Below are 21553 nucleotides of genomic sequence, written 5' to 3' on the forward strand. Positions count from 1 at the left end.
TCAGCTTGCATATGTGTTTCTGACCCGCCGCCATCGCAGGCAAGCCAGCTCCCACACAAGCCAGGTCCCACATTGGATTTGGGGTGTTTTTGAAAGCTCAGATCAGCTCCTCTACCAACTGCAAACAATGCCTCAGCCCCAGCGACTGATCATTCACCCGTCGGCTGAGGATAATCGGCGACGTCGCCGTGGCCTCCACCACCGGCGTATAGCCAATATCCGCCCGGTGCAGCACCTGCACCGACGCCGGCACCAGCGTCACGCCCATCCCGGCGCCGACCAGGCCGATGGCGGTCTGCAACTCGTTGGTCCACTGCGCCACCTGGAGGCTCAAGCCATGGGCGTCAAACAAGGCAATCACGTGGTCGGCATAGCTGGGGCGCGGGTTGCCGGGGTAGAGCACAAACGGCTCGGCGGCCAACTGCGCCAGCGTGGCGGGCGCGGCGAGCAACGGGTGACCGGCGGGGAGCACAGCCACCAGGCGGTCTTCCACCAACACGCGCTGGACGATGGCCGGGTCGTCGATGCGAATCCGCCCGAAGCCCACATCGATGCGCCCGGCCTTGAGTGCTTCGACCTGCTGCAAGGTGGTCATCTCCGACAGCCCCAGCTCCAGCTCCAGCGCCTCGTGGTTGCGCAGGCGGCGGATCAACTCCGGCAGCACGCCGTACAGCGTCGAGGGTGCGAAACCGATGCCCAGCCAGGTCTTCTCGCCCTGGCCAATGCGGCGGGTGTTGTCGCAGACCTTGTTCAGCTGTTCGAGCAACACGTTGGCGTGTTCATAGAAAAACCGCCCGGCCTCGGTCAGCCGCAGCGGGCGGCCGCGCTCCAGCAGGATCACGCCCAGTTCCTCTTCCAATTGCTGGATCTGCCGGCTCAGCGGCGGTTGGGCGATGTGCAGGCGTTCGGCGGCGCGGGTGAAGTTGAGGGTTTCGCCCAGCACCTGGAAATAGCGCAGGTGACGCAGTTCCATGTCAGCTCCATTCATACCTTGAGAGTATTGTTTGAGACCAATTCTATATTGGAACCCAGGAAAAATGCGGGACAGAATCGACGCAAATCTATAAAGAACCCAGCGGGTATTGCCATGCCGATTTGCGCCATCGAGTCGATCGAGACGATTATTGTCGATCTGCCTACCATCCGCCCGCACAAGCTGGCGATGCACACCCTGCAAAACCAGACGCTGGTGATCATCCGCCTGCGCTGCGCCGATGGCCTCGAAGGCATCGGCGAAGCCACCACCATCGGCGGCTTGAGCTATGGCAACGAAAGCCCGGACAGCATCAAGGTCAACATCGACCGCCACTTCGCCCCGCTGTTGATCGGCCAGGATGCGAGCAATATCAACGCCGCCATGTTGCGCCTGGAGCGCAGCATCCGAGGCAACACCTTTGCCAAGTCCGGCATCGAAAGCGCCTTGCTCGACGCCTTGGGCAAACGCCTGAACCTGCCGGTCAGCGAACTGCTCGGCGGCCGCGTGCGCGATGCGCTGCCGGTGGCCTGGACGCTGGCCAGCGGTAACACCGAAAAGGACATCGCCGAGGCTGAGAAGATGCTCGACTTGCGCCGTCACCGCATCTTCAAACTGAAGATCGGTGCTGGTGAAGTCAGCCAGGATCTGGCCCATGTGATCGCGATCAAAAAAGCCCTGGGCGACCGCGCCAGTGTGCGCGTGGACGTCAATCAGGCCTGGGATGAAGCGGTCGCCCTGCGTGCCTGCAAGGTGTTGGGCGACAACGGTATCGACCTGATCGAACAGCCGATTTCGCGCAACAACCGGGGCGGCATGGCCCGGCTCAACCTGTCGAGCCCGGCGCCGATCATGGCGGATGAGTCCATCGAGTGCGTGGAAGACGCCTTCAACCTGGCCCGCGAAGGCGCGGCTTCGGTGTTCGCCCTCAAGATCGCCAAGAACGGCGGCCCGCGCGCCGTGTTGCGCACCGCCGCGATTGCCGAAGCGGCCGGCATCGGCCTGTACGGCGGCACCATGCTCGAAGGCGGCATCGGCACCCTGGCCTCGGCCCATGCGTTCCTGACGTTGAACAAACTGGCGTGGGACACCGAGCTGTTCGGCCCGCTGCTGCTGACCGAAGACATCCTCGCCGAGCCGCTGGTGTACCGCGATTTCCACCTGCATGTCTCCACCGCCCCGGGCCTGGGCCTGGCCATTGATGAAGAGCGCCTGGCGTTCTTCCGTCGTGACAAACACTAAGAGGCGCCTGCCATGTTGTTCCACGTAAAAATGACCGTGAACCTGCCGCTGGACATGCACCCCGAGCGTGCAGCCGCCCTCAAGGCTGAAGAAAAAGCCTTGGCCCAGCGCCTGCAACACGAGGGCAAATGGCGCCACCTGTGGCGCATCGCCGGGCTCTACGCCAACTACAGCGTGTTCGATGTCGACAGCGTGCAAGAACTGCACGACCTGCTGATGCAACTGCCGCTTTACCCCTACATGGCCATCGAAGTGAACGCGCTGTGCCGGCACCCTTCGTCGATCCATGAGGACGACCGTTAAGCCTGTTTTCAACACTAATAATTACAAGATGAGGATTGCACCATGTCCATCCGAATTTCCCAGACTGCCCACGCCCAACAGTTTCTCGAAGAAGCCAGCGGCAACCTCAACGACGGCGGCAACCCGCGCACCAAGGCGTTGATCTACCGAATCCTGCGGGACACGGTGAACATCATCGAAGACCTGGAAGTGACCCCGGAAGAGTTCTGGAAGGCGGTCAACTACCTCAACGAGTTGGGTAAGCACCAGGAAGCCGGTTTGCTCGCTGCCGGGCTGGGCCTGGAGCACTACCTGGACTTGCTGATGGACGCCGCGGACGAAGAAGCCGGCAAATCCGGCGGCACGCCGCGCACCATCGAAGGCCCGCTGTACGTGGCCGGCGCGCCGCTCTCCAAGTTCGAGGCGCGGCTGGACGATGGCACCGACGCGGCGGCGCCGCTGTTTATGCGCGGCCAGGTGCGCGACACCGACGGCAAGCCGTTGGCCGGGGCGATTGTCGATGTGTGGCAGGCCAATTCGGGTGGGACTTACTCGTGGTTTGACCCTTCCCAGTCCGCGTTCAACCTGCGCCGCCGCATCGAGACCGATGCCCAGGGCAACTACCGGTTCCGCAGCATTGTGCCGTCGGGCTACGGTTGCCCGCCGACCGGGCCGACCCAGCAGTTGCTCGATCAACTGGGCCGCCACGGGCAGCGGCCGGCGCATATTCACTTCTTTATCTCGGCGCCGGGGCATCGGCACCTGACCACGCAGATCAACCTGTCGGATGATCCGTACCTGCATGATGACTTTGCCTATGCGACGCGGGATGAGTTGATTGCCGAGATTCGTTTCAGTGACGATCAGCAACTGGCGCGGGAGTTTGGGGTAGAAGGGCGGTTTGCGCAGATTGATTTTGACTTTGAGTTGCAGTCGTCGGCTGCGCCGGTAGAGCAGAAACGCATGCAGCGCGTGCGTGCCCTGGAAGACTGAATAACACGGTCCAAAATGTCGGAACTGGACCCTGTGGGAGCTGGCTTGCCTGCGATAGCTATGTAACATTCACCACCGCTATCGCAGGCAAGCCAGCTCCCACCGGGTCCAGTTTTTGCAGGTTTTTTTGTGGTGTTGCGACTATTTGCGGATCACCAGATCCAACACCTCATCCCGATCCTTGATCTTCTGCAACACAATCTCCGAACGGATATCCATCACCCCCGCCGTGCGGTTCAGGTGGTTCACGATAAAGTCCGAAAAGTGCTTGAGGTTGCGCGCCTGCACCCGCAGCACATAGTTGCTCGCGCCGGTGATCACATAGGCACTGGCCACTTCCGGCCAGCCTTGCACCTTCTTGATAAACGTCTCATGCCAATCCTCCACATCCTGGCGCAGGGACAGGTGGACGATGGCTTCCAACTCGATGCCCAACTGCTCGGCATTCAGCACGGCGCGGTAGCCGCTGATGATCCCCTCGCTTTCCAGCAGGCGCAAACGGCGCAGGCACGCGGACGGTGACAGCGCGACTTTCTCTGCCAGTTCCTGGTTGCTGATACGCCCATCCTGTTGCAGGAAATGCAGGAGGCGCAGGTCGGTGGCGTCGAGAATCATGCTTAGAATAAATCCGCGTGTTTAGAGGTTTAATTCGAATTTCCTACAGCTTAATTAGCTTGTTGCCCGCCACTTTGCACGAAAATTCTCTAAATCTTCGTTCATTATTTGGTCCATCTTCACTTATAAAAACCAGGACAGACCATGACCACCCGAAGCCATTGCCAAACCCTCGACGATCAAGACCTGCTGGCGCCGCTGCGCCAGCAGTTCGCCTTGCCGGAGGGGGTGATCTACCTCGACGGCAACTCCCTCGGCGCCCGCCCGGTAGCGGCGTTGGCACGGGCGCAACAGGTGATCAGCGAGGAGTGGGGCAATGGCTTGATCCGCAGTTGGAACAGCGCCGGCTGGGCAGATCTGTCCCAACGCCTGGGTAATCGCCTGGCCCCGTTGATCGGCGCGCGCGATGGCGAAGTGGTGATCACCGATACCACTTCGATCAACCTGTTCAAGGTGCTCAGCGCCGCGTTGAGCGTGCAACGCCAGCGTCAACCGCAGCGCAAGGTGATCGTCAGCGAAGCGAGCAACTTTCCCACCGACTTGTACATCGCCGAAGGCCTGGCCGAGCTGCTGCAACAGGGTTATTCCCTGCGGCTGGTCAACAGCCCGGACGAGTTGCCGCACGCCATCGACGCCGACGTGGCGGTGGTGATGCTCACCCACGTCAACTACAAGACCGGCTACATGTACGACATGCAGGCGCTCACCGCGTTGAGCCACGAATGCGGTGCGCTGAGTATCTGGGACTTGGCGCATTCGGCGGGCGCGGTGCCCATCGACCTGCACCAGGCCGAGGCGGATTACGCGATTGGTTGCACCTACAAATACCTCAATGGCGGCCCCGGCTCCCAGGCGTTTGTGTGGGTCAACCCGGCGCTGGTGGACCTGGTGCGCCAGCCGTTGTCGGGCTGGTTTGGGCACACGCGCCAGTTCGCCATGGAGTCGACCTATGCGCCGAGCGCCGGGATTGCCCGTTACCTGTGCGGCACCCAGCCGATCACCTCGCTGGCCATGGTGGAATGCGGCCTGGAGATTTTTGCGCAGACCGATATGGCCAGCTTGCGCCGCAAATCCCTGGCGTTGACCGACTTGTTTATCGCGTTGGTCGAAGCGCGTTGCGCCGCCCATGACCTGGCGCTGATCACCCCGCGTGAACACGCCAAGCGCGGCAGTCATGTGAGTTTTGAACATCCCGAAGGGTACGCGGTGATCCAGGCGCTGATAGCCCGGGGCGTGATCGGTGACTACCGCGAGCCGCGCATCATGCGGTTTGGGTTTACGCCGTTGTACACCAGCTTTACCGAGGTATTCGATGCCGTGGAAATCCTCGGTGACATCCTCGATCAGCGCACCTGGGACCAGCCACAATTCAAAGTCCGCAATAGCGTGACCTGACACAACACCGATCAAACTGTGGGAGCTGGCTTGCCTGCGATAGCGGTGGAACATTCACCACCGCTATCGCAGGCAAGCCAGCTCCCACAGGGTTCAGCGCCAGCAACAACAATCACAATAATAAAGGGGCACACCACGTGACCACGCCAGACACCGGCTTTGCAGAAATCACCCAACGCGAACTGGGCCTCAGGCGCCAGCTCACTTCCGGCCAGATGAGCATGATCGCCATCGGCGGCGCCATTGGCACCGGGCTGTTCATGGGCAGCGCCTACGCCATCGGCTACGCCGGGCCCAGCGTACTGGTGAGCTACGCCATCGGCGCGTTGATCACCTTGCTGCTGATGGGCTGCCTGGCGGAGATGACGGTGGCCCATTCCACCTCCGGCTCCTTTGGCGCGTATGCCGAGTTCTATATCAGCCCGCTGGCCGGGTTCCTGGTGCGCTACGCCTACTGGGCGGCGATTGTGCTGGCGGTGGGCGCCGAGGTCACGGCGGTGGCGATGTACATGAAGTACTGGTTCGCCAACGTGCCGGAGTGGGTGTGGATCGTGTCGTTTTCCAGCGTGCTGATCGTGCTCAACGCCATCAGCGTGAAGACCTTCGGCAACTTCGAATACTGGTTCTCGACGATCAAGATCAGCGCCATCGTCGGCTTCATCATCCTCGCGGTGTATGTGGTGTTCGGTTCCGGCAACCCGGAATACGGCGTGCAGAACTACACGGCCCACGACGGCTTTTTCCCCCATGGCCTGAGCGGCATGTGGATGGCGGTGATCGTGTCGATCTTCAGCTACCTGAGCGTGGAGATGATCGCCGTGGCGGCCGGTGAAGCCGCCGACCCGGAGCAAGCGGTGAAAAAAGCCTTCCGCGCCACCATCGTGCGGCTGGTGGTGTTTTACCTGCTGACCCTGGCGCTGATGCTCGCCATCGTGCCGTGGAACCAGGCCGGGCAGACCCAGAGCCCGTTCGTCACGGTGATGCAGACCATCGGCATTCCCGGTGCCACAGGGGTGATGAACTTCGTGATCCTGATCGCAGCGCTGTCGGCGATGAACAGCCAGCTGTATATCACCACGCGCATGATGTTCAGCCTGTCCCGCGCTGGCTTCGCACCCAAATCCATGGGCGCGTTGAGCAAGAGCGGCATCCCGTTGAACGCGCTGTTGCTGTCCAGCTCGGGCATTGCCCTGGCGACCCTGCTCAACGTGGTGTACCCGGAAAGCTCGTTCACCCTGATGATGGCCATCTCGATGTTTGGCGCGATCTTCACCTGGTTCATGATCTTTCTCACGCACCTGTTCTTCCGCCGCTATCGCAAGCGCCATGGCGGGCCGAAGCTGTCGTTCCAGCTGCGCCTGTTTCCCTACAGCACGCTGCTGGGCCTGGTGCTGATGGGCGCGGTGATGATCACCACGTACTTCACCGAGGCGTTCAAGATGACCCTGGTGTTTGGCGTGCCGTTCCTGCTGATTCTGTCGGCGGTGTATTACGGGTTCTTCCGCAAGGGCCGGGCCAAGGCGGCAGACAAGGCTCTGGCGTAACCGGGCAATTGTTCGAACGAGCGTGCGGCTAACAGCAAGCGGCGACGGGCCCAGGCCTCATTGAGCGGCTGGGCCTTGAAACGCTGCGCCGCCGGCCAACGCTGCAGGGCGGCCTGGGGCACGATGCCCAGGCCGACGCCGCCGGCGACCATGCGGATCACCCCGTCAAACCCTTCGGCGCGAATCCGTGTTTGCAGGCGAAACCCGGCGTGCAGCGCCTGTTCCTCCAGGTACACCGCCAGGGCGCTGCTGGCGGCCAGGCCGACGTAGTCGTGTTGCAGGCTGTCGATAAAACTCACGCTGCCCGTGGCCAGGGGATGGTCCAGCGGCATGATCAACACCAGCGGGTCGTCGCGAAAGGGCTGGGTCTGCAAACCGTGGGTGTCGACGGCGTCGGAAATAATCCCGAGGTCCGCCGTGCCCTGGCGCAACGCCTGGGTGATGCGCAGGCTGGGCAGCTCTTGCAGGTCGATATCGAGGTTGGGGTGTTCGCGCAGAAAGTCTGCGAGCAATTCTGGCAGGTATTCGCTGAGGGCCGTGGTGTTGCACAGCAGGCGCACCTGGCCTTTGCTGCCGTTGGCGTATTCCGCGAGGTCTTGTTGCAGGTGTTCGGCCTGTTGCAGCAGCAGGCGGGCGTGACGGGCGAGGGCAATGCCGGCGGGTGTCGGGGTGACGCCCCGGCGACCGCGTTCGAGGAATTCGATGCCCAGCGAGGCTTCCATGGCGCGGATGCGCGCGCTCGAGGCGGCCAGGGATAAATGGCTGCGGGCGGCGCCGGCGGTGATGTTGCCGGTGTCGAGGATGTGCAGGTAGAGGCGCAGGTCGATCAGGTCAAAGTGCATGGCTTGGGGTTCTCGGGTGATTGGGCTGGCCTCATCGCGGGCAAGCCCGCTCCCACATTTTGATTTGTGAATACTTTCAAAGGTGGGAGCTGGCTTGCCTGCGATAGCGATCTCAGCCTCACACAAAACAAGAGGCTGCCTCAGTATATGGCGAATTCCCAACCCCGCCCCAACCCCGCACAATCGCCCCATGAATACCTTCCTCGCGTTCTACCAAGACATCGGCCCCGCGCTGACCCTGCTGGTGTTCGCCACCTTCCTGCTGGCCGGCACGGTCAAGGGCGTGATCGGCCTGGGCCTGCCCACCGTCGCCATGGGCCTGCTCGGTCTGGCTATGCTGCCGGCGCAGGCTGCGGCGCTGCTGATCATTCCCTCGACGGTCACCAACCTCTGGCAATTGGCATTCGGCGGGCACTTGGGCGCCTTGCTCAAACGCCTGTGGCCGATGCTGTTGCTGATCTCGCTCGGCACCGGGCTTGGCACCCTGTGGTTGGGGATGGACGGCGGCGGTTGGGTCGTTCACGCATTGGGCGGGGCATTGCTGGTGTATGCGTTGAGTGGTCTGTTCTTGCCCACGTTCAGGGTCGAGCCCGCAAACGAACGTTGGCTGGGCCCGCTGTGTGGCGTGATCACCGGCGTCATTACCTCGGCCACTGGCGTGTTTGTGATTCCGGCGGTGCCGTATCTGCAAGCGCTGGGCTTGAATCGCGATCAGTTGGTGCAGGCGCTGGGGTTGTCATTCACCGTCTCGACCTTGGCGCTGGCCGCCGGGTTGGCCTGGCGCGGTACGTTGGGCGGCGGTGAGATCAACGCCTCACTGCTGGCGCTGTTCCCGGCCTTGTTGGGCATGTGGCTCGGCCAGGTGGTGCGTCAGCGCATCAGTGCGCAGCTGTTCAAGCGGATATTTTTCATCGGCATGGCGCTGTTGGGCGCTCATCTGCTGATCAGTGGTTAACAATCGACAAGGGATTCGTGCATTTCAGTCAAATGTATTTTGCGGCGCGGCCGCTTATTCCGAGGGGCCGAGGTCGTTAGTCTGCGTCCAGACATTTTCAACCTCTGGACACCCTCCCATGAAAAAAGTACTCCTGCTCAACGGCGGCAAACAGTTCGCCCACTCCGATGGCCGCTACAACACCACCCTGCATGACACCGCCCTGGCCGTGCTGGACCGTGGCGGTATCGACGTCAAGGTCACCCATATCGACGCCGGCTACGACGTGGCTGAAGAGGTCGCCAAGTTCCTCTGGGCCGACGTGATCATCTACCAAATGCCCGGCTGGTGGATGGGCGCGCCGTGGATCGTGAAGAAGTACATCGACGAAGTCTTCACCGAAGGCCACGGCAGCCTGTACGCCAGCGATGGCCGCACCCGCTCCGATGCGTCGCAGAAATACGGCAGCGGCGGCCTGATCCAGGGCAAGCAGTACATGCTGTCGCTGACCTGGAACGCACCGCAGCAAGCCTTCGACGACCCGAGCGACTTCTTCGAAGCCAAGGGCGTGGACGCCGTGTACTTCCCGTTCCACAAGGCCAACGAATTCCTCGGCATGACCGCCTTGCCGACCTTCCTCTGTGTGGACGTGATGAAACGCCCGGCCATCGACGCCGATGTGGCGCGCTACGAGCAGCACTTGGCGCAGGTGTTCAACCTCTCGGTGTAAGCTGCGGCGAACCGATAACGAGGACCGCCCGTGAAAGCCCGATCCGACGAGCTACAAATCTTTGTCAGCGTGATTGAGTGCGGCTCGATTTCCGCGGCGGCGGAGCAGGTCGGGCAGACGCCGTCGGCGGTCAGCCGCACGCTGTCGCGCCTGGAGGCCAAGCTTGACACCACGCTGATCAACCGCACCACGCGGCGCATGGACCTGACCGAAGAGGGCAAGTACTTCTTCGAGCAGGCCAAGGTGATCCTGGCGCAGATGGATGAGCTGGAAGAACGCCTGTCGTCGCGCCAGAAAAACCCGGCCGGGCGCCTGCGTATCAACGCGGCGGTGCCGTTCATGCTGCATGGGATCGTGCCGTACATCGCCGAATTTCGCCGTTTGTACCCGGACATCCAGCTGGAGCTGAACAGCGATGACTTGATCATCGACCTGCTGGAACAGAGCACCGACATTGCGATCCGTATCGGTGTGTTGGCCGACTCCACCCTGCATGCCCGTTCCCTCGGCTGTACGCCGCTGCATATCCTTGCCAGCCCCGACTACCTCGCGCAATTCGGCGCGCCGACCACGGTGGCCGAGCTGGCCGATCACACCCTGCTCGGCTTCACCCAGACCGAAACCCTCAACCATTGGCCGCTGCGCCATGTGGAAGGCGACCGCTGGCTGATCCAGCCGAGCGTTTCTGCCTCCAGCGGCGAAACCGTGCGCCAGTTGGCGCTGGAAGGGCAGGGCATTTGCTGCCTGTCGAACTTCATGACCAGCGCCGACATCGACGCCGGGCGCCTGGTGCCGGTGCTGGAGGCGTTCAACAGCGGTTATCGCCAGCCGATCCACGCGGTGTATTACCGTAACTCGCAGTTGGCGCTGCGTATCCAGTGCTTCCTCGACTTTATCCAGGCCAAACTGGCGCGGTATGCCTGCTGATTCGTGACCGCCGCGCAAGAGTGAATTGGGCGGCAGGGGCTTATTCGTCAAGGATCGGCCCTTGATACTGGGCTCATCACTTACTCAGTCAGGAGAACGCTCCATGAACGTATTCGTTACCGGCGCCGCAGGTTTTATCGGTGGCTCCATCGCCACTGGCCTGGTCAAGGCTGGCCACACCGTCACCGGCCTGGTGCGCAGCGCCGAGCAGGCGGCGGAAATGACCGCCTTGGGCATCACCCCGGTGATCGGCAGCCTGGACGACGCGGCTGTATTGACCGAGCAGGCGCAGAAGGCTGACGCGGTGATCAACGCCGCGAGCAGCGACCATCGCGCAGCAGTGGAAACCTTGCTGGCGGCGCTGAAAGGGTCGAACAAACCGTTCCTGCACACCAGCGGTTCGAGCATCGTCGGTGATGCGTCGGGCGGCAAAGCCAGCGAGGTCATCTACTTCGAAGACAACTTGCCGGAACCAACGGTGGATAAAGCCGCCCGCGTCGCCATCGACAACCTGATCCTGGCCGCCGCCCACGACGGCGTGAATTCGGCGGTGATCTGCAACACCCTGATCTACGGCCACAGCCTGGGCGTGAAGCGCGACAGCGTGCAATTGCCGCGCTTGCTCAAGCAGGCGCGCAAGAGTGGGGTGGTGCGCCATGTGGGGACGGGGCAGAACATCTGGTCCAACGTGCATATTGAAGATGTGGTGGCGTTGTATTTGCTGGCGCTGACCAGGAATGTGCCGGGCACGTTCTACTTTGTCGAAAGCAGCGAGGCGTCGTTTATCGACATGACCACGGCGATTGCCGAAGCCTTGAACCTGGGTCAACCGCAGGATTGGCCGTTGGCCGAGGCTGAGGCTGAGTGGGGGTATGAAATGGCCAACTATGGTTTGGGTTCCAATAGCCGGGTGCGTGGGCAGCGGGCGCGGGAGGTGTTGGGGTGGGTGCCGCAGCGGACATCTGTAGTCGAGTGGATTCGTCGCGAGATGGTTTGATGTTCGCTTGAGACCCAGTCGTCTTCATCGCAGGCAAGCCAGCTCCCACAAAAGCCAGCTCCCACATTTTGATTTGTGAACACATTCAAGTGTGGGAGCTGGCTTGCCTGCGATGAAGGCCACTCGGTCTCCAGACTAGCCCCACCCCGCTCAATTCCGTACCATCCCCCGCCTTATCCCCCGCATTACCCTGGTACCTCATGAACCTCACCCGTCTGCGCGCCGATGCCCTGGCCGGCCTCACCACGTCTTTTGCGCTGCTGCCCGAATGCATCGCCTTTGCCCTGGTGGCCCACCTCAACCCGCTGATGGGGCTCTACGGCGCCTTTATCATCTGCACCCTCACCGCGCTGTTCGGTGGTCGGCCCGGCATGGTCTCGGGTGCGGCGGGCTCGATGGCGGTGGTGATCGTCGCGTTGGTGGTGCAACACGGCGTCGAATACCTGCTGGCCACGGTGCTGCTGGGCGGGTTGATCATGATCGCGTTCGGCCTGTTGCGCCTGGGCAAGCTGGTGCGCATGGTGCCGCACCCGGTGATGCTGGGGTTTGTGAATGGCTTGGCGATCATCATTGCGCTGGCGCAACTGGAGCATTTCAAGAGCGGTGAGCACTGGCTCAGCGGCACGCCGTTGTACGTGATGATCGGCCTGGTGCTGGTGACCATGGCCATTGTCTACCTGTTGCCGCGCATCACCCGCGCGGTGCCGCCGGCGCTGGTGGCGATCCTCGGCGTCGGCCTCGCGGTGTACCTGCTCGGCCTGCCGACCCGCACGTTGGGCGACATGGCCCACATCGCCGGCGGCCTCCCCACCTTTGCCCTGCCGCAGATCCCCTGGACCCTGGAAACCCTCGGCATCATCGCGCCGTACGCGTTCCTGATGGCCATGGTCGGCCTGCTGGAAACCCTGCTCACCCTCAACCTCACCGACGAAATCACCGAGACCCGTGGCTACCCCGACCGCGAAAGCGTGGCCCTGGGCGCGGCGAACATGGTCTCCGGCGTATTTGGCGGCATGGGCGGTTGCGCGATGATCGGGCAAACCGTGATCAACCTCAGTTCCGGTGGGCGCGGGCGGTTCTCCGGGGTGTTTGCCGGGGTGATGATCCTGTTGTTTATCTTGTTTCTGTCGCCGTTTATCGAGCGGATTCCGCTGGCGGCGCTGGTCGGGGTGATGTTCGTGGTGTCCCAGCAGACCTTCGCCTGGGCTTCCTTGCGGGTGATCAACAAGGTGCCGTTCAACGATGTGCTGGTGATTATCGCGGTGACGGTGATCACGGTATTCACCGACCTGGCCACGGCGGTGTTGTGCGGGATTGTGATTGCGGCGCTGAACTTCGCCTGGCAGCAGGCGCGGGAGCTGTATTCCGATGCGCATCTGGAGGCCGATGGCAGCAAGCTCTATCGCCTGCATGGCACGTTGTTCTTTGCCTCGACCACGCCGTTCCTGAACCAGTTCGACCCGGCCAACGACCCGGCCCAGGTGACGCTGGATTGCCGTCACCTGAGCTTTGTCGATTACTCGGCGATTGCCGCGCTGATGACCCTGCGCGAGCGCTACGCCAAGGCCGGCAAGCACCTGCGGGTGCTGCACTTGTCGGAGCGCTGCAAGAAGCTGCTCAAGCGCGCCAAGGTTCACCCCGACTGATTGAGTGGTGAGCTGGATTGGACTACTTGTGGCGAGGGAGCTTGCTCCCGCTGGGCTGCGTAGCGGCCCCAAGTCTTGGGAGCGCTTCGCACTCCAGCGGGAGCAAGCTCCCTCGCCACAAATAGTTTCATGGCCCGACCAGGTCTTCCAGCTCCTGGGCGCGGGTCTGGGTCATGTCCAGCACGCAGCCGGAGCCGTTGACCTGATCGATGCTGCCGCCGGTGGCGCTGCCGGCAAAGGCGCAGTTGGCATCGCGGTACTTTATCCACAGGCGCTGCACGTCTTGCAGTTGCTGCTTGCGCGCCCCTTCCTGAGCGGCGAGGGCGGTCTTGTAGGCCGTGTTCAGGCGCTTGTCCTGCACCTTGGTTTCCCGGGCGTTGCAATTGACCATGTCGGCGGTGGTGTTGGCGCCGTCCATGCATTTTTTCAGCGCCGCGTTATCGGCGGCCGAGGCGCTGCCGCACAGGGCGAGCAGTAGGGCGCTGGCGGCGAGGGATGTGCGAATCATGGGCGGTTTCCTGGCTGTTGGGTGGTTGCGCATTCTATGACTGGATGGCGCCGCTTGAGTTTCCGCCATCCTCTGATCTTCATGTAAGAACACCCCCCGAATTTTCATCAGTGGCCGTCGGGCATATCCCAACGCGACAGCGCGTGTCTGTGGGCGAAAATTACTTTCATTAAAATTGAAAATACGCCTCGGTAATGATTTATGAGTTTCACAACCAATTCGACGTGACCCTTTCCGAGGAGTACCGCATGGCCGCATCACTGGGCTTCGGGCTGTTGGCATACGCTGCCATCGCCATCATTGCTTTGATCGTGCTGATTGCACGTTACCGGCTCAACCCGTTTATCGTCATCACCCTGGTGTCCATCGGCCTGGCGCTGGTGGCCGGGATGCCGGCAGACACCATCATGGGCTCCTACGAAGCGGGCGTCGGCAAGACCCTGGGGCATATCGCCCTGGTCGTCGCGTTGGGCACCATGCTCGGCAAGATGATGGCCGAGTCCGGCGGCGCCGAGCAGGTGGCGCGCACCCTGATCAACCGCTTTGGCGAGCGCAACGCGCACTGGGCGATGGTATGCATCGCGTTCCTGGTGGGCTTGCCGCTGTTTTTCGAGGTCGGTTTTGTGTTGCTGGTGCCGATCGCCTTTACCGTGGCGCGGCGGGTGGGCGTGTCGATCCTGATGGTCGGCTTGCCCATGGTGGCCGGCTTGTCGGTGGTGCATGCGCTGGTGCCGCCACACCCGGCGGCGATGATGGCGGTGCTGGCGTATAACGCGTCGGTGGGGCAGACCGTGCTGTATGCGATTTTGATCGGCATCCCGACGGCGATCATCGCCGGCCCGGTGTACGCCAAATTCATCGTGCCGCGCATTCACCTGCCGGCGGAAAACCCGCTGGAACGCCAGTTCATCGAGCGCGAACCGCGCACCCGCCTGCCGAGCTTTGCGCTGACCATGGGCACCATCCTGTTGCCGGTGGTGCTGATGATGATCGGCGGTTGGGCCAACGTGCTTTCCACGCCGGGCAGCGGTTTCAACCAGTTCCTGTTGTTTATCGGCAACTCGGTGATCGCGCTGCTGCTGGCGACCTTGGTGAGTTTCTGGACCTTGGGCATCGCCCAGGGCTTCAATCGCGAGTCGATCCTCAAGTTCACCAACGAATGCCTGGCGCCGACCGCCAGCATCACCTTGCTGGTGGGCGCGGGCGGTGGCTTGAACCGGATTCTGGTGGATGCCGGCGTCACCAACGAAATCCTCGGCCTGGCCCACGCCTTCCAGCTGTCGCCGTTGGTGATGGGCTGGCTGTTCGCCGCACTGATGCGTATCGCCACGGGTTCGGCGACGGTGGCCATGACCACCGCCTCCGGCGTGGTCGCGCCAGTGGCCATGGGCCTGGGTTATCCCCACCCGGAACTGTTGGTGCTGGCCACTGGTGCGGGCTCGGTGATCTTTTCCCACGTCAACGACGGCGGCTTCTGGCTGATCAAGGAATACTTCAATATGACGGTGATCCAGACCTTCAAGACCTGGACCGTGCTGGAAACCCTGATTTCAGTGGTGGCGTTCGGTCTTACCTATGGTCTGTCCTGCATTCTGTAACCCGGAGACCCCATGGACATCCTCTACCAGATCCGCGCCCGCCAGGATTCCTTCAGCGCTGGCGAAGGCCGTATCGCCAAGCTGATGCTCGATGACGTGGGTTTTGCCGCGTCGGCCAGCCTGGAAGAGTTGTCCCAGCGGGCCGAGGTCAGCACCGCCACGCTGTCGCGGTTTGCCCGCAGTGTTGGCTGCCGCGATTTACGCGACCTGCGCCTGCAACTGGCGCAGGCCAGTGGCGTCGGCAGCCGCTTCCTCGACCCGGCGGGCAAGCCGGAACAGTCGGCGTTTCATCGGCAGATTCTCGGCGATATCGAGGCGACGTTGCGTCAGCACCTGTCCGGCTTCAATCAGGCGGGGTTTGTCGATGCCGTGAACCTGCTGGGCCAGGCGCGGATGATCCACGCGTTTGGCATGGGCGGCCCGTCGAGCCTGTGCAGCGATGAGTTGCAGGTGCGCCTGGTGCGCCTGGGCTATCCGATAGCGGCCTGCCATGACCCGGTGATGATGCGCGTCACGGCGGCAACCCTGGGCGCGGCGCATGTGTTGATCGTGTGCTCCCTGACCGGCCGCACCCCCGAGTTGCTCGACGTGGTGGCGCTGGCGCGCAACTACGACGCGCGCATCATCGCCATCACCCTGGCCGATTCACCCCTGGCGCAGTTGGCCGACGTGCTGCTGCCGCTGCAACCGGCCGAAACCAGTTTTATCTACAAACCCACGGCGGCGCGCTACGGCATGCTGCTGGCCATCGACCTGCTCGCCACCGAGCTGGCGCTGGCCATGCCGGACGACAACCGGGAACGCCTGCGCCGGATCAAGCTGGCCCTCGACGATTACCGCGGCGGCCCTGACAGCCTGCCGCTTGGAGACTGAAATGAAGTACGACACGTTGATTCGCCAGGCGCTGATCATTGATGGCAGCAACACCCCCGGCTACCTCGCCGATGTGGGGCTGCGTGCGGGGCGCATCGCGGCGATCGGCGACCTCTCGGCAGCGACGGCCGAGCATGAGGTCGACGCCAGCGGCCGCGTGTTGGCGCCGGGTTTTATCGACGTGCACACCCACGATGACACGGTGGTGATCCGCCAACCGCAGATGCTGCCCAAGCTGAGCCAGGGCGTGACCACGGTGATTGTCGGCAATTGCGGCATTAGCGCCTCGCCGGTGAGTTTGCGCAGTGATCCGCCGGACCCGATGAATTTGCTCGGCAGCGCTTCGGCGTTTGTTTATCCGCGTTTCAGCGACTATCGAGCGGCCGTCGAACGCGCCCATCCGGCGGTCAACGTCGCCGCCCTGATCGGCCATACGGCGCTGCGCAGCAACCACATGGACGACCTGCACCGCACGGCCACGCCGGATGAAATCGCCGCCATGCGCGTGCAGCTGCAAGAAAGCCTCGAAGCCGGCGCGCTCGGGTTATCTACAGGGCTGGCGTACGCCAGCGCGTTCAATGCCGAGACCGATGAGGTGCTGCAACTCACTGAAGAACTGACGGCGTTCGGTGCGGTGTACACCACCCATTTGCGCAGTGAATTCGAACCGGTGCTGGAGGCCATGGATGAAGCGTTCCTGATCGGCCGGCATGCCAAGGTGCCGGTGATCATTTCCCACCTTAAATGTGCCGGAGCGGGTAACTGGGGGCGTAGTCCGCAGCTGTTGGCGGCGTTGGAATTGGCGGCGAAAACCCACCCGGTGGGGTGTGATTGTTATCCCTATGCGGCCAGCTCTTCGACCCTGGACCTCAAGCAGGTCACCGATGCGTTTCGTATCACCATTACCTGGTCAACACCGCACCCTGAACTGGGCGGGCGCGACTTGCAGGACATCGCCGCCGAGTGGGACGTTTCGCTGATGGACGCGGCGCGTCGCCTGCAACCGGCGGGGGCGGTGTACTACGGGATGGATGAGGCGGATGTGCGACGTATCCTCGCGCATCCGCTGTCGATGGTGGGCTCGGATGGGTTGCCGGAAGATCCGTTCCCCCACCCGCGCTTGTGGGGCGCGTTCCCACGGGTGTTGGGGCATTTCAGCCGGGATGTGGGCTTGTTCCCGTTGCACACGGCGGTGCACAAGATGACCGGGTTGTCGGCGGCGCGGTTTGGCTTGGCCGAGCGGGGTGAGATTCGCGAGGGGCATTGGGCCGACCTGGTGTTGTTTGATCCCATGCGTGTGCGTGACGTGGCCGACTTCAAGGATCCGCAGCGCGCGGCGGAAGGGATCGACGGGGTGTGGATCAATGGTGTGTTGAGCTACTGCGACGGCCAGGCCAATGGCCAACGGCCGGGTCGGTTCCTGGCGCGTAGCGGGGATTTGCGCAAGGGGTTTTCGTCTCTATAGTGGGTGCTTTTCATACACGGAGCGGTTGCCATGCACTTAGGAAAAGTCACCCCCATCTTGCGGATTTTCGACGAGGCCAAGGCGCTGGAATTTTACGTCGACTTCCTGGGGTTCACGGTGGATTGGCAGCATCGCTTCGAGGCGAATTTCCCGCTGTATTTGCAGGTGTCGTTGGGTGAGTGCGTGCTGCATTTGTCCGAGCATCATGGCGATGCGTCGCCGGGGGCGGCGGTGCGGATTCAGGCGCAAGGGGTGGACGGTTACCAGCAGCAGTTGCTGGGCAAGGATTACCGTTATGCCAAGCCTGAGGTTGAACAGACGCCTTGGGGCTCGCGGGAGATGAGCATCAAGGACCCGTTTGGGAATCGGCTGGTGTTTGTTGAAGAAGGTGAGGGCTGAGGAGTAAATCGCAGGCAATAAAAAACCGCCTTCGTTAAGGCGGTTTTTTATTGCAATCCCAGTTTGCGGTTGGGTTGCTGTTTCACAGGACCACTGACCTGTTGGCGATATTACTGCTGCTCGAAGGTGCTAAGCAAGCCTTGACGATGGGCGGTTTTCATTTCTACAAGCCAAGCTAACTTGGTAAATATGCATGTAAAAAACGGCAACAACTTTAAGGATAATCTGGCGTTGCTTGTCACACCTTGGCTTGGAGGGCTGAGTTAGTATCGCCCTCGTTCCGTGTTCGTCGTGATGGAGATTGGCTGGGTTAGCGCGCAGATATTTGGACCGACCGCCACGGGTTTTGCACCCCGTGCCGGATTCATGCGGAAGGCCCATAAACCCAGTCACCTCACAGGACCATTGACCTGCGTCCGAAGGCCCACATGTTCCGGTAAGTGCGCTGGAGGTAAGGCCCAACTCACGGAGGGCCGAGTATGTCTAAGTTTGCCTGTGGCGAGGGAGCTTGCTCCCGCTGGAGTGCGAAGCGCTCCCAAGATTGTTGGGGCCGCTGCGCGACCCAGCGGGAGCAAGCTCCCTCGCCACAATGATGTTGCTTACACCCGGAAGTGACTGACCATCTGCTGCAACTGGCTGCCCAAACGCGCCAATTCAACACTCGACTTGGCGGTCTCGTCACTCGCCGTAGCCGTCTGCTCCGACACATCCCGCACATTCACGATACTGCGGCTGATCTCTTCCGCCACGGCACTCTGCTGCTCGGCTGCGGCGGCGATCTGCTGGTTCATCGACTGGATATTCGACACCGTGCGGGTGATGTTTTCCAGGGACACACCGGCCTTGCGCGTCAGCTCGACGCTGCTGTCCGTGAGGCTGCGGCTGTTGTTCATCACCGTGGCCACTTGCTGGGTGCCATTTTGCAGGCCGGCCACCAGGCCTTCGATTTCCTCGGTGGATTTCTGTGTGCGCTGGGCCAGGCCACGCACTTCGTCGGCGACCACGGCAAAGCCGCGACCGGCCTCACCGGCACGTGCGGCTTCAATGGCCGCGTTGAGCGCCAACAGGTTGGTCTGCTCGGCCACGGCCTTGATCACGTCCATCACGCTGCCGATCTTGTTGCTCTCTTGTTGCAGGTGCGCCATGGCGTCGGTGGAGCGTGCCACTTCAGCGGCGAGGCGTTCGATCTGGGCGATGGCTTCGGCCACCACCTTGTCGCCTTCGCGGGCTTGGCCATCGGCGTCGGAAGCGGCTTGGGAGGCCTGTTCGGCGTTGCGCGCGACTTCCTGCACGGTGGCGGTCATCTCGTGCATGGCGGTGGCGACCTGATCGGTTTCGATCTTCTGGCTGTTCACCCCGGCGCTGGTCTGCTCGGTCACGGCCGACAACTCTTCGGCGGCGCTGGCGATTTGCGTCACACCGTCACGGATCCCGCTGATCAATTCGCGCAGGGTCGTGCCCATGCGCTGGATGCCTTGTTGCAGCACGCCCAGTTCATCACGACGGGTGACCTGGATGTTGTGGCTCAAATCGCCGGAAGCAATGCGTTCCACCACGGCCAGGGTTTCTTGCAGTGGGCGGGTGATCTGGCGGGTGATGACCAGGGCCGCGATGATGCCGACCAGCAGCGCCAGCAACGTGCTGATCAATTGCAGGCTGCGGGCCTGGGCGCTTTCGGCGTCGCGGCGGTCCAGCTGGATGTCGTAGAGCTTGTCGCTGATGGTGACGATATCGGCGCCTTGGGTGGTCATTTCGGCACGGGCGCTGACGATGTTGGCGTTGGCGGCCTTGTAGCTTTGTACCGCCGTGCGGTAGGCGCCGAGGGCGGTTTCCAGCGCGGTCAGCGCGGTTTGCTGGTCGGCGCCAAAAACTGCGCTGAGTTTTTTCAGGCCACCGAGGGCTTTTTCGATCTGTGCGGCGGCGCGGGCTTCGGTGTCGGCGTTGACGTTATTGGTGTAGCCGCGTACTTCGTAACGAGCCAGCTGGAAGTCTTCCTTGGCCTGGGTCACGGCCTGGAACTGGGTGAAGCGCTCCGGGCTGTCGGCCATTTGCTGCACGCTGGTGTCGAGTGCATTGATCTGGGCATTGGCGATGTCGGCCTTGTCGCCCATGACCTGACGTGCGGCGTTGCCGTTACGGTAGGCCTCGCGCATTTTGTTCAGGGACTGCTGGTAGGCGGTGATGACGGCTTTCTGCTCGTTGAGCAGCTTGAGGTTTTCCGGGCTCTTGAAGCTGTCCAGCAGTTTCTGCTGCTGGGCGGCGAAGGCATCCAGGCTGGTCTGGACGTTTTGTGCCACGGTTTCGTCGCCGTTGGCCAGCATGTATTGCAGGCGCACGATGCGCAGCTTGGTCAGCGAAGCGTTGAGCTGGGTGATGTCGCTCATCCAATTGCTGCGGTCAATCAGACCGCTCAGGCTGGTCCAGCCGGTAAGGGCCAGGATCGAGGTGAGGACCAGCACCAGGCCAAAGCCCAGGCCCAGTTTGAGATTGACGCTAATGTTGCCGAACCAGCTATTCATCGAATGCTCCGCAAAGGTGATATCTGTTTGCTGGACGGTATTGTTGTTTGAGCCAGCCAAAGTATGTAGGTGGGTATCGGCGGCGCGACGTGAATCTGAAATGGCTTTTTCGCCGTTAGGCGCAAACAGCGGATCTGCCCGATGAATGGGCAGGGTGGGGGGGCACGTGTCTGGTTGTAGATAGGTGCGCCGGGGCGCTCATCAAGGCCGGGTGTTGTGTGCTAGTCTGCTGGCCCTTTTAGTTTTGGGCGACAGGAAAAGTGCGGCCTTCGTGCGGCTTTTTTGTGTGTCGTCCTACAGCGGAGCACCTTCATGTCCGAAGTCAATCTGTCCACCGATGAAACCCGCGTCAGCTACGGCATCGGCCGTCAACTGGGCGACCAACTGCGCGACAACCCGCCGCCGGGCGTGAGCCTGGACGCAATCCTGGCCGGCCTGACTGACGCCTTCGCCGGCAAGCCAAGCCGTGTTGACCAAGAGCAAATGGCTGCCAGCTTCAAGGTTATCCGTGAAATCATGCAAGCCGAAGCCGCTGCCAAGGCAGAAGCTGCAGCGGGCGAAGGCCTGGCTTTCCTGGCTGAAAACGCCAAGCGTGATGGCATCACCACCCTGGCTTCGGGCCTGCAATTTGAAGTGCTGACTGCCGGTGATGGCGCCAAGCCAACCCGTGAAGATCAAGTGCGCACTCACTACCACGGCACCCTGATCGACGGCACTGTGTTCGACAGCTCCTACGAGCGTGGCCAGCCTGCAGAATTCCCGGTTGGCGGCGTGATCGCTGGCTGGACCGAAGCCCTGCAACTGATGAATGCCGGCAGCAAATGGCGTCTGTACGTGCCGAGCGAACTGGCTTACGGCGCTCAAGGCGTTGGCAGCATCCCGCCGCACAGCGTTCTGGTGTTCGACGTCGAGCTGCTCGACGTTCTGTAAGACCCGGTAGCATTGGCTTTATGTGGGAGCTGGCTTGCCTGCGATAGCATCACCTCGGTAGCAGGGTTGACCGAGTCGTCTGCATCGCGGGCAAGCCCGGTTCCCCCATAAAGCCGGTGCATTCAGGCTTTGCGGGTATTT

Annotated in this window: 20 protein-coding genes; 15 read left to right on the forward strand and 5 right to left on the reverse strand. The window is 62.1% G+C overall.

What is annotated here, in order from left to right:
• Nucleotides 1-97 precede the first annotated feature (97 nt).
• Entirely contained in the window at nucleotides 98-973 is an 876-nt protein-coding gene (locus tag B348_RS0104715) for a LysR family transcriptional regulator (protein ID WP_017735002.1), read from the reverse strand.
• Nucleotides 974-1087: 114 nt separating this feature from the next.
• Between B348_RS0104715 and B348_RS0104720 the strand changes: the two genes are divergently transcribed.
• The 3 genes from B348_RS0104720 to catA are packed head-to-tail and all read left to right on the forward strand — an operon-like array spanning nucleotide 1088 to nucleotide 3490.
• Nucleotides 1088-2215, forward strand: a complete 1128-nt coding sequence (locus B348_RS0104720) for a muconate cycloisomerase family protein (protein WP_017735003.1) — start codon at nucleotides 1088-1090, stop codon at nucleotides 2213-2215.
• A gap of 12 nt (nucleotides 2216-2227) precedes the next feature.
• A complete protein-coding gene (catC, locus tag B348_RS0104725) occupies nucleotides 2228-2518 on the forward strand; it encodes a muconolactone Delta-isomerase (protein WP_017735004.1) in 291 nt (96 codons plus the stop codon).
• A gap of 42 nt (nucleotides 2519-2560) precedes the next feature.
• Nucleotides 2561-3490: a catechol 1,2-dioxygenase gene (gene catA, locus B348_RS0104730; protein ID WP_017735005.1), complete on the forward strand. Its 930-nt coding sequence runs from the start codon at nucleotides 2561-2563 to the stop codon at nucleotides 3488-3490.
• Between the two features lie 141 nt (nucleotides 3491-3631).
• On the opposite strand, the gene B348_RS0104735 is transcribed toward catA, so the two are convergent.
• Nucleotides 3632-4105, reverse strand: coding sequence for an Lrp/AsnC family transcriptional regulator (locus tag B348_RS0104735; RefSeq protein ID WP_016974903.1), 474 nt, complete (start codon nucleotides 4103-4105; stop codon nucleotides 3632-3634).
• 144 nt (nucleotides 4106-4249) lie between these two features.
• Between B348_RS0104735 and kynU the strand changes: the two genes are divergently transcribed.
• Both kynU and B348_RS0104745 read left to right on the forward strand, forming a co-directional pair.
• On the forward strand, nucleotides 4250-5500 hold the full coding sequence (gene kynU, locus B348_RS0104740) for a kynureninase (RefSeq protein ID WP_017735006.1): 1251 nt from the start codon (nucleotides 4250-4252) through the stop codon (nucleotides 5498-5500).
• 137 nt (nucleotides 5501-5637) lie between these two features.
• Nucleotides 5638-7044 carry an amino acid permease gene (locus B348_RS0104745; protein ID WP_017735007.1) on the forward strand — a complete coding sequence of 469 codons (1407 nt, stop codon included), beginning with the start codon at nucleotides 5638-5640 and terminating at the stop codon, nucleotides 7042-7044.
• Here the strand turns inward: B348_RS0104745 and B348_RS0104750 are convergent.
• The gene (locus B348_RS0104750) at nucleotides 6990-7886 is read right to left on the reverse strand and encodes a LysR substrate-binding domain-containing protein (RefSeq protein ID WP_017735008.1); all 897 of its coding nucleotides are present in this window, start codon (nucleotides 7884-7886) and stop codon (nucleotides 6990-6992) included. The genes B348_RS0104745 and B348_RS0104750 overlap by 55 nt on opposite strands.
• A gap of 190 nt (nucleotides 7887-8076) precedes the next feature.
• Between B348_RS0104750 and B348_RS0104755 the strand changes: the two genes are divergently transcribed.
• The 5 genes from B348_RS0104755 (at nucleotide 8077) to B348_RS0104775 (ending at nucleotide 13120) form a co-directional block, all read left to right on the forward strand.
• Nucleotides 8077-8841 carry a sulfite exporter TauE/SafE family protein gene (locus tag B348_RS0104755; protein ID WP_017735009.1) on the forward strand — a complete coding sequence of 255 codons (765 nt, stop codon included), beginning with the start codon at nucleotides 8077-8079 and terminating at the stop codon, nucleotides 8839-8841.
• Nucleotides 8842-8959: 118 nt separating this feature from the next.
• Nucleotides 8960-9550, forward strand: a complete 591-nt coding sequence (locus tag B348_RS0104760) for an NAD(P)H-dependent oxidoreductase (RefSeq protein ID WP_017735010.1) — start codon at nucleotides 8960-8962, stop codon at nucleotides 9548-9550.
• Nucleotides 9551-9580: 30 nt separating this feature from the next.
• The gene (locus B348_RS0104765) at nucleotides 9581-10477 is read left to right on the forward strand and encodes a LysR family transcriptional regulator (RefSeq protein ID WP_017735011.1); all 897 of its coding nucleotides are present in this window, start codon (nucleotides 9581-9583) and stop codon (nucleotides 10475-10477) included.
• A gap of 103 nt (nucleotides 10478-10580) precedes the next feature.
• The gene (locus tag B348_RS0104770; protein WP_017735012.1) at nucleotides 10581-11474 is read left to right on the forward strand and encodes an NAD-dependent epimerase/dehydratase family protein; all 894 of its coding nucleotides are present in this window, start codon (nucleotides 10581-10583) and stop codon (nucleotides 11472-11474) included.
• Between the two features lie 200 nt (nucleotides 11475-11674).
• Nucleotides 11675-13120, forward strand: a complete 1446-nt coding sequence (locus B348_RS0104775) for a SulP family inorganic anion transporter (RefSeq protein WP_017735013.1) — start codon at nucleotides 11675-11677, stop codon at nucleotides 13118-13120.
• Between the two features lie 127 nt (nucleotides 13121-13247).
• Here B348_RS0104775 and B348_RS0104780 read toward each other — a convergent pair whose 3' ends face one another.
• On the reverse strand, nucleotides 13248-13628 hold the full coding sequence (locus B348_RS0104780; protein WP_017735014.1) for a lysozyme inhibitor LprI family protein: 381 nt from the start codon (nucleotides 13626-13628) through the stop codon (nucleotides 13248-13250).
• 248 nt (nucleotides 13629-13876) lie between these two features.
• Here B348_RS0104780 and B348_RS0104785 point away from each other — a divergent pair, with 248 nt between their 5' ends.
• The 4 genes from B348_RS0104785 to B348_RS0104800 are packed head-to-tail and all read left to right on the forward strand — an operon-like array spanning nucleotide 13877 to nucleotide 17963.
• Complete coding sequence (locus B348_RS0104785; RefSeq protein WP_256204094.1) at nucleotides 13877-15226, forward strand: gluconate:H+ symporter; 1350 nt, start codon at nucleotides 13877-13879, stop codon at nucleotides 15224-15226.
• A 12-nt stretch (nucleotides 15227-15238) separates the two neighbouring features.
• Nucleotides 15239-16099, forward strand: coding sequence for a MurR/RpiR family transcriptional regulator (locus B348_RS0104790; RefSeq protein WP_017735016.1), 861 nt, complete (start codon nucleotides 15239-15241; stop codon nucleotides 16097-16099).
• A gap of 1 nt (nucleotide 16100) precedes the next feature.
• Complete coding sequence (locus B348_RS0104795; RefSeq protein ID WP_017735017.1) at nucleotides 16101-17564, forward strand: amidohydrolase family protein; 1464 nt, start codon at nucleotides 16101-16103, stop codon at nucleotides 17562-17564.
• Nucleotides 17565-17594: 30 nt separating this feature from the next.
• Nucleotides 17595-17963 (forward strand): glyoxalase superfamily protein, encoded by a 369-nt coding sequence (locus tag B348_RS0104800; RefSeq protein WP_017735018.1) that lies wholly within the window; start codon nucleotides 17595-17597, stop codon nucleotides 17961-17963.
• A gap of 599 nt (nucleotides 17964-18562) precedes the next feature.
• On the opposite strand, the gene B348_RS0104810 is transcribed toward B348_RS0104800, so the two are convergent.
• Nucleotides 18563-20482 (reverse strand): methyl-accepting chemotaxis protein, encoded by a 1920-nt coding sequence (locus B348_RS0104810; RefSeq protein WP_017735020.1) that lies wholly within the window; start codon nucleotides 20480-20482, stop codon nucleotides 18563-18565.
• A 312-nt stretch (nucleotides 20483-20794) separates the two neighbouring features.
• On the opposite strand from B348_RS0104810, the gene B348_RS0104815 reads away from it, so the two are divergent.
• Nucleotides 20795-21412 carry an FKBP-type peptidyl-prolyl cis-trans isomerase gene (locus B348_RS0104815; protein WP_017477811.1) on the forward strand — a complete coding sequence of 206 codons (618 nt, stop codon included), beginning with the start codon at nucleotides 20795-20797 and terminating at the stop codon, nucleotides 21410-21412.
• The last annotated feature ends 141 nt before the right edge of the window (nucleotides 21413-21553 follow it).

Source organism: Pseudomonas sp. CBZ-4, assembly GCF_000346755.1.
Classification (GTDB): Bacteria; Pseudomonadota; Gammaproteobacteria; order Pseudomonadales; family Pseudomonadaceae; genus Aquipseudomonas.

What these genes read in the sequence shown, in the direction of transcription:
- B348_RS0104715 (WP_017735002.1), bottom strand. Translation starts at nt 973, where the DNA reads ATGGAACTGCGTCACCTGCGCTATTTCCAGGTGCTGGGCGAAACCCTC.
- B348_RS0104720 (WP_017735003.1), top strand. Translation starts at nt 1,088, where the DNA reads ATGCCGATTTGCGCCATCGAGTCGATCGAGACGATTATTGTCGATCTG.
- catC (WP_017735004.1), top strand. Translation starts at nt 2,228, where the DNA reads ATGTTGTTCCACGTAAAAATGACCGTGAACCTGCCGCTGGACATGCAC.
- catA (WP_017735005.1), top strand. Translation starts at nt 2,561, where the DNA reads ATGTCCATCCGAATTTCCCAGACTGCCCACGCCCAACAGTTTCTCGAA.
- B348_RS0104735 (WP_016974903.1), bottom strand. Translation starts at nt 4,105, where the DNA reads ATGATTCTCGACGCCACCGACCTGCGCCTCCTGCATTTCCTGCAACAG.
- kynU (WP_017735006.1), top strand. Translation starts at nt 4,250, where the DNA reads ATGACCACCCGAAGCCATTGCCAAACCCTCGACGATCAAGACCTGCTG.
- B348_RS0104750 (WP_017735008.1), bottom strand. Translation starts at nt 7,886, where the DNA reads ATGCACTTTGACCTGATCGACCTGCGCCTCTACCTGCACATCCTCGAC.
- B348_RS0104755 (WP_017735009.1), top strand. Translation starts at nt 8,077, where the DNA reads ATGAATACCTTCCTCGCGTTCTACCAAGACATCGGCCCCGCGCTGACC.
- B348_RS0104760 (WP_017735010.1), top strand. Translation starts at nt 8,960, where the DNA reads ATGAAAAAAGTACTCCTGCTCAACGGCGGCAAACAGTTCGCCCACTCC.
- B348_RS0104770 (WP_017735012.1), top strand. Translation starts at nt 10,581, where the DNA reads ATGAACGTATTCGTTACCGGCGCCGCAGGTTTTATCGGTGGCTCCATC.
- B348_RS0104775 (WP_017735013.1), top strand. Translation starts at nt 11,675, where the DNA reads ATGAACCTCACCCGTCTGCGCGCCGATGCCCTGGCCGGCCTCACCACG.
- B348_RS0104780 (WP_017735014.1), bottom strand. Translation starts at nt 13,628, where the DNA reads ATGATTCGCACATCCCTCGCCGCCAGCGCCCTACTGCTCGCCCTGTGC.
- B348_RS0104785 (WP_256204094.1), top strand. Translation starts at nt 13,877, where the DNA reads ATGGCCGCATCACTGGGCTTCGGGCTGTTGGCATACGCTGCCATCGCC.
- B348_RS0104790 (WP_017735016.1), top strand. Translation starts at nt 15,239, where the DNA reads ATGGACATCCTCTACCAGATCCGCGCCCGCCAGGATTCCTTCAGCGCT.
- B348_RS0104795 (WP_017735017.1), top strand. Translation starts at nt 16,101, where the DNA reads ATGAAGTACGACACGTTGATTCGCCAGGCGCTGATCATTGATGGCAGC.
- B348_RS0104800 (WP_017735018.1), top strand. Translation starts at nt 17,595, where the DNA reads ATGCACTTAGGAAAAGTCACCCCCATCTTGCGGATTTTCGACGAGGCC.
- B348_RS0104810 (WP_017735020.1), bottom strand. Translation starts at nt 20,482, where the DNA reads ATGAATAGCTGGTTCGGCAACATTAGCGTCAATCTCAAACTGGGCCTG.
- B348_RS0104815 (WP_017477811.1), top strand. Translation starts at nt 20,795, where the DNA reads ATGTCCGAAGTCAATCTGTCCACCGATGAAACCCGCGTCAGCTACGGC.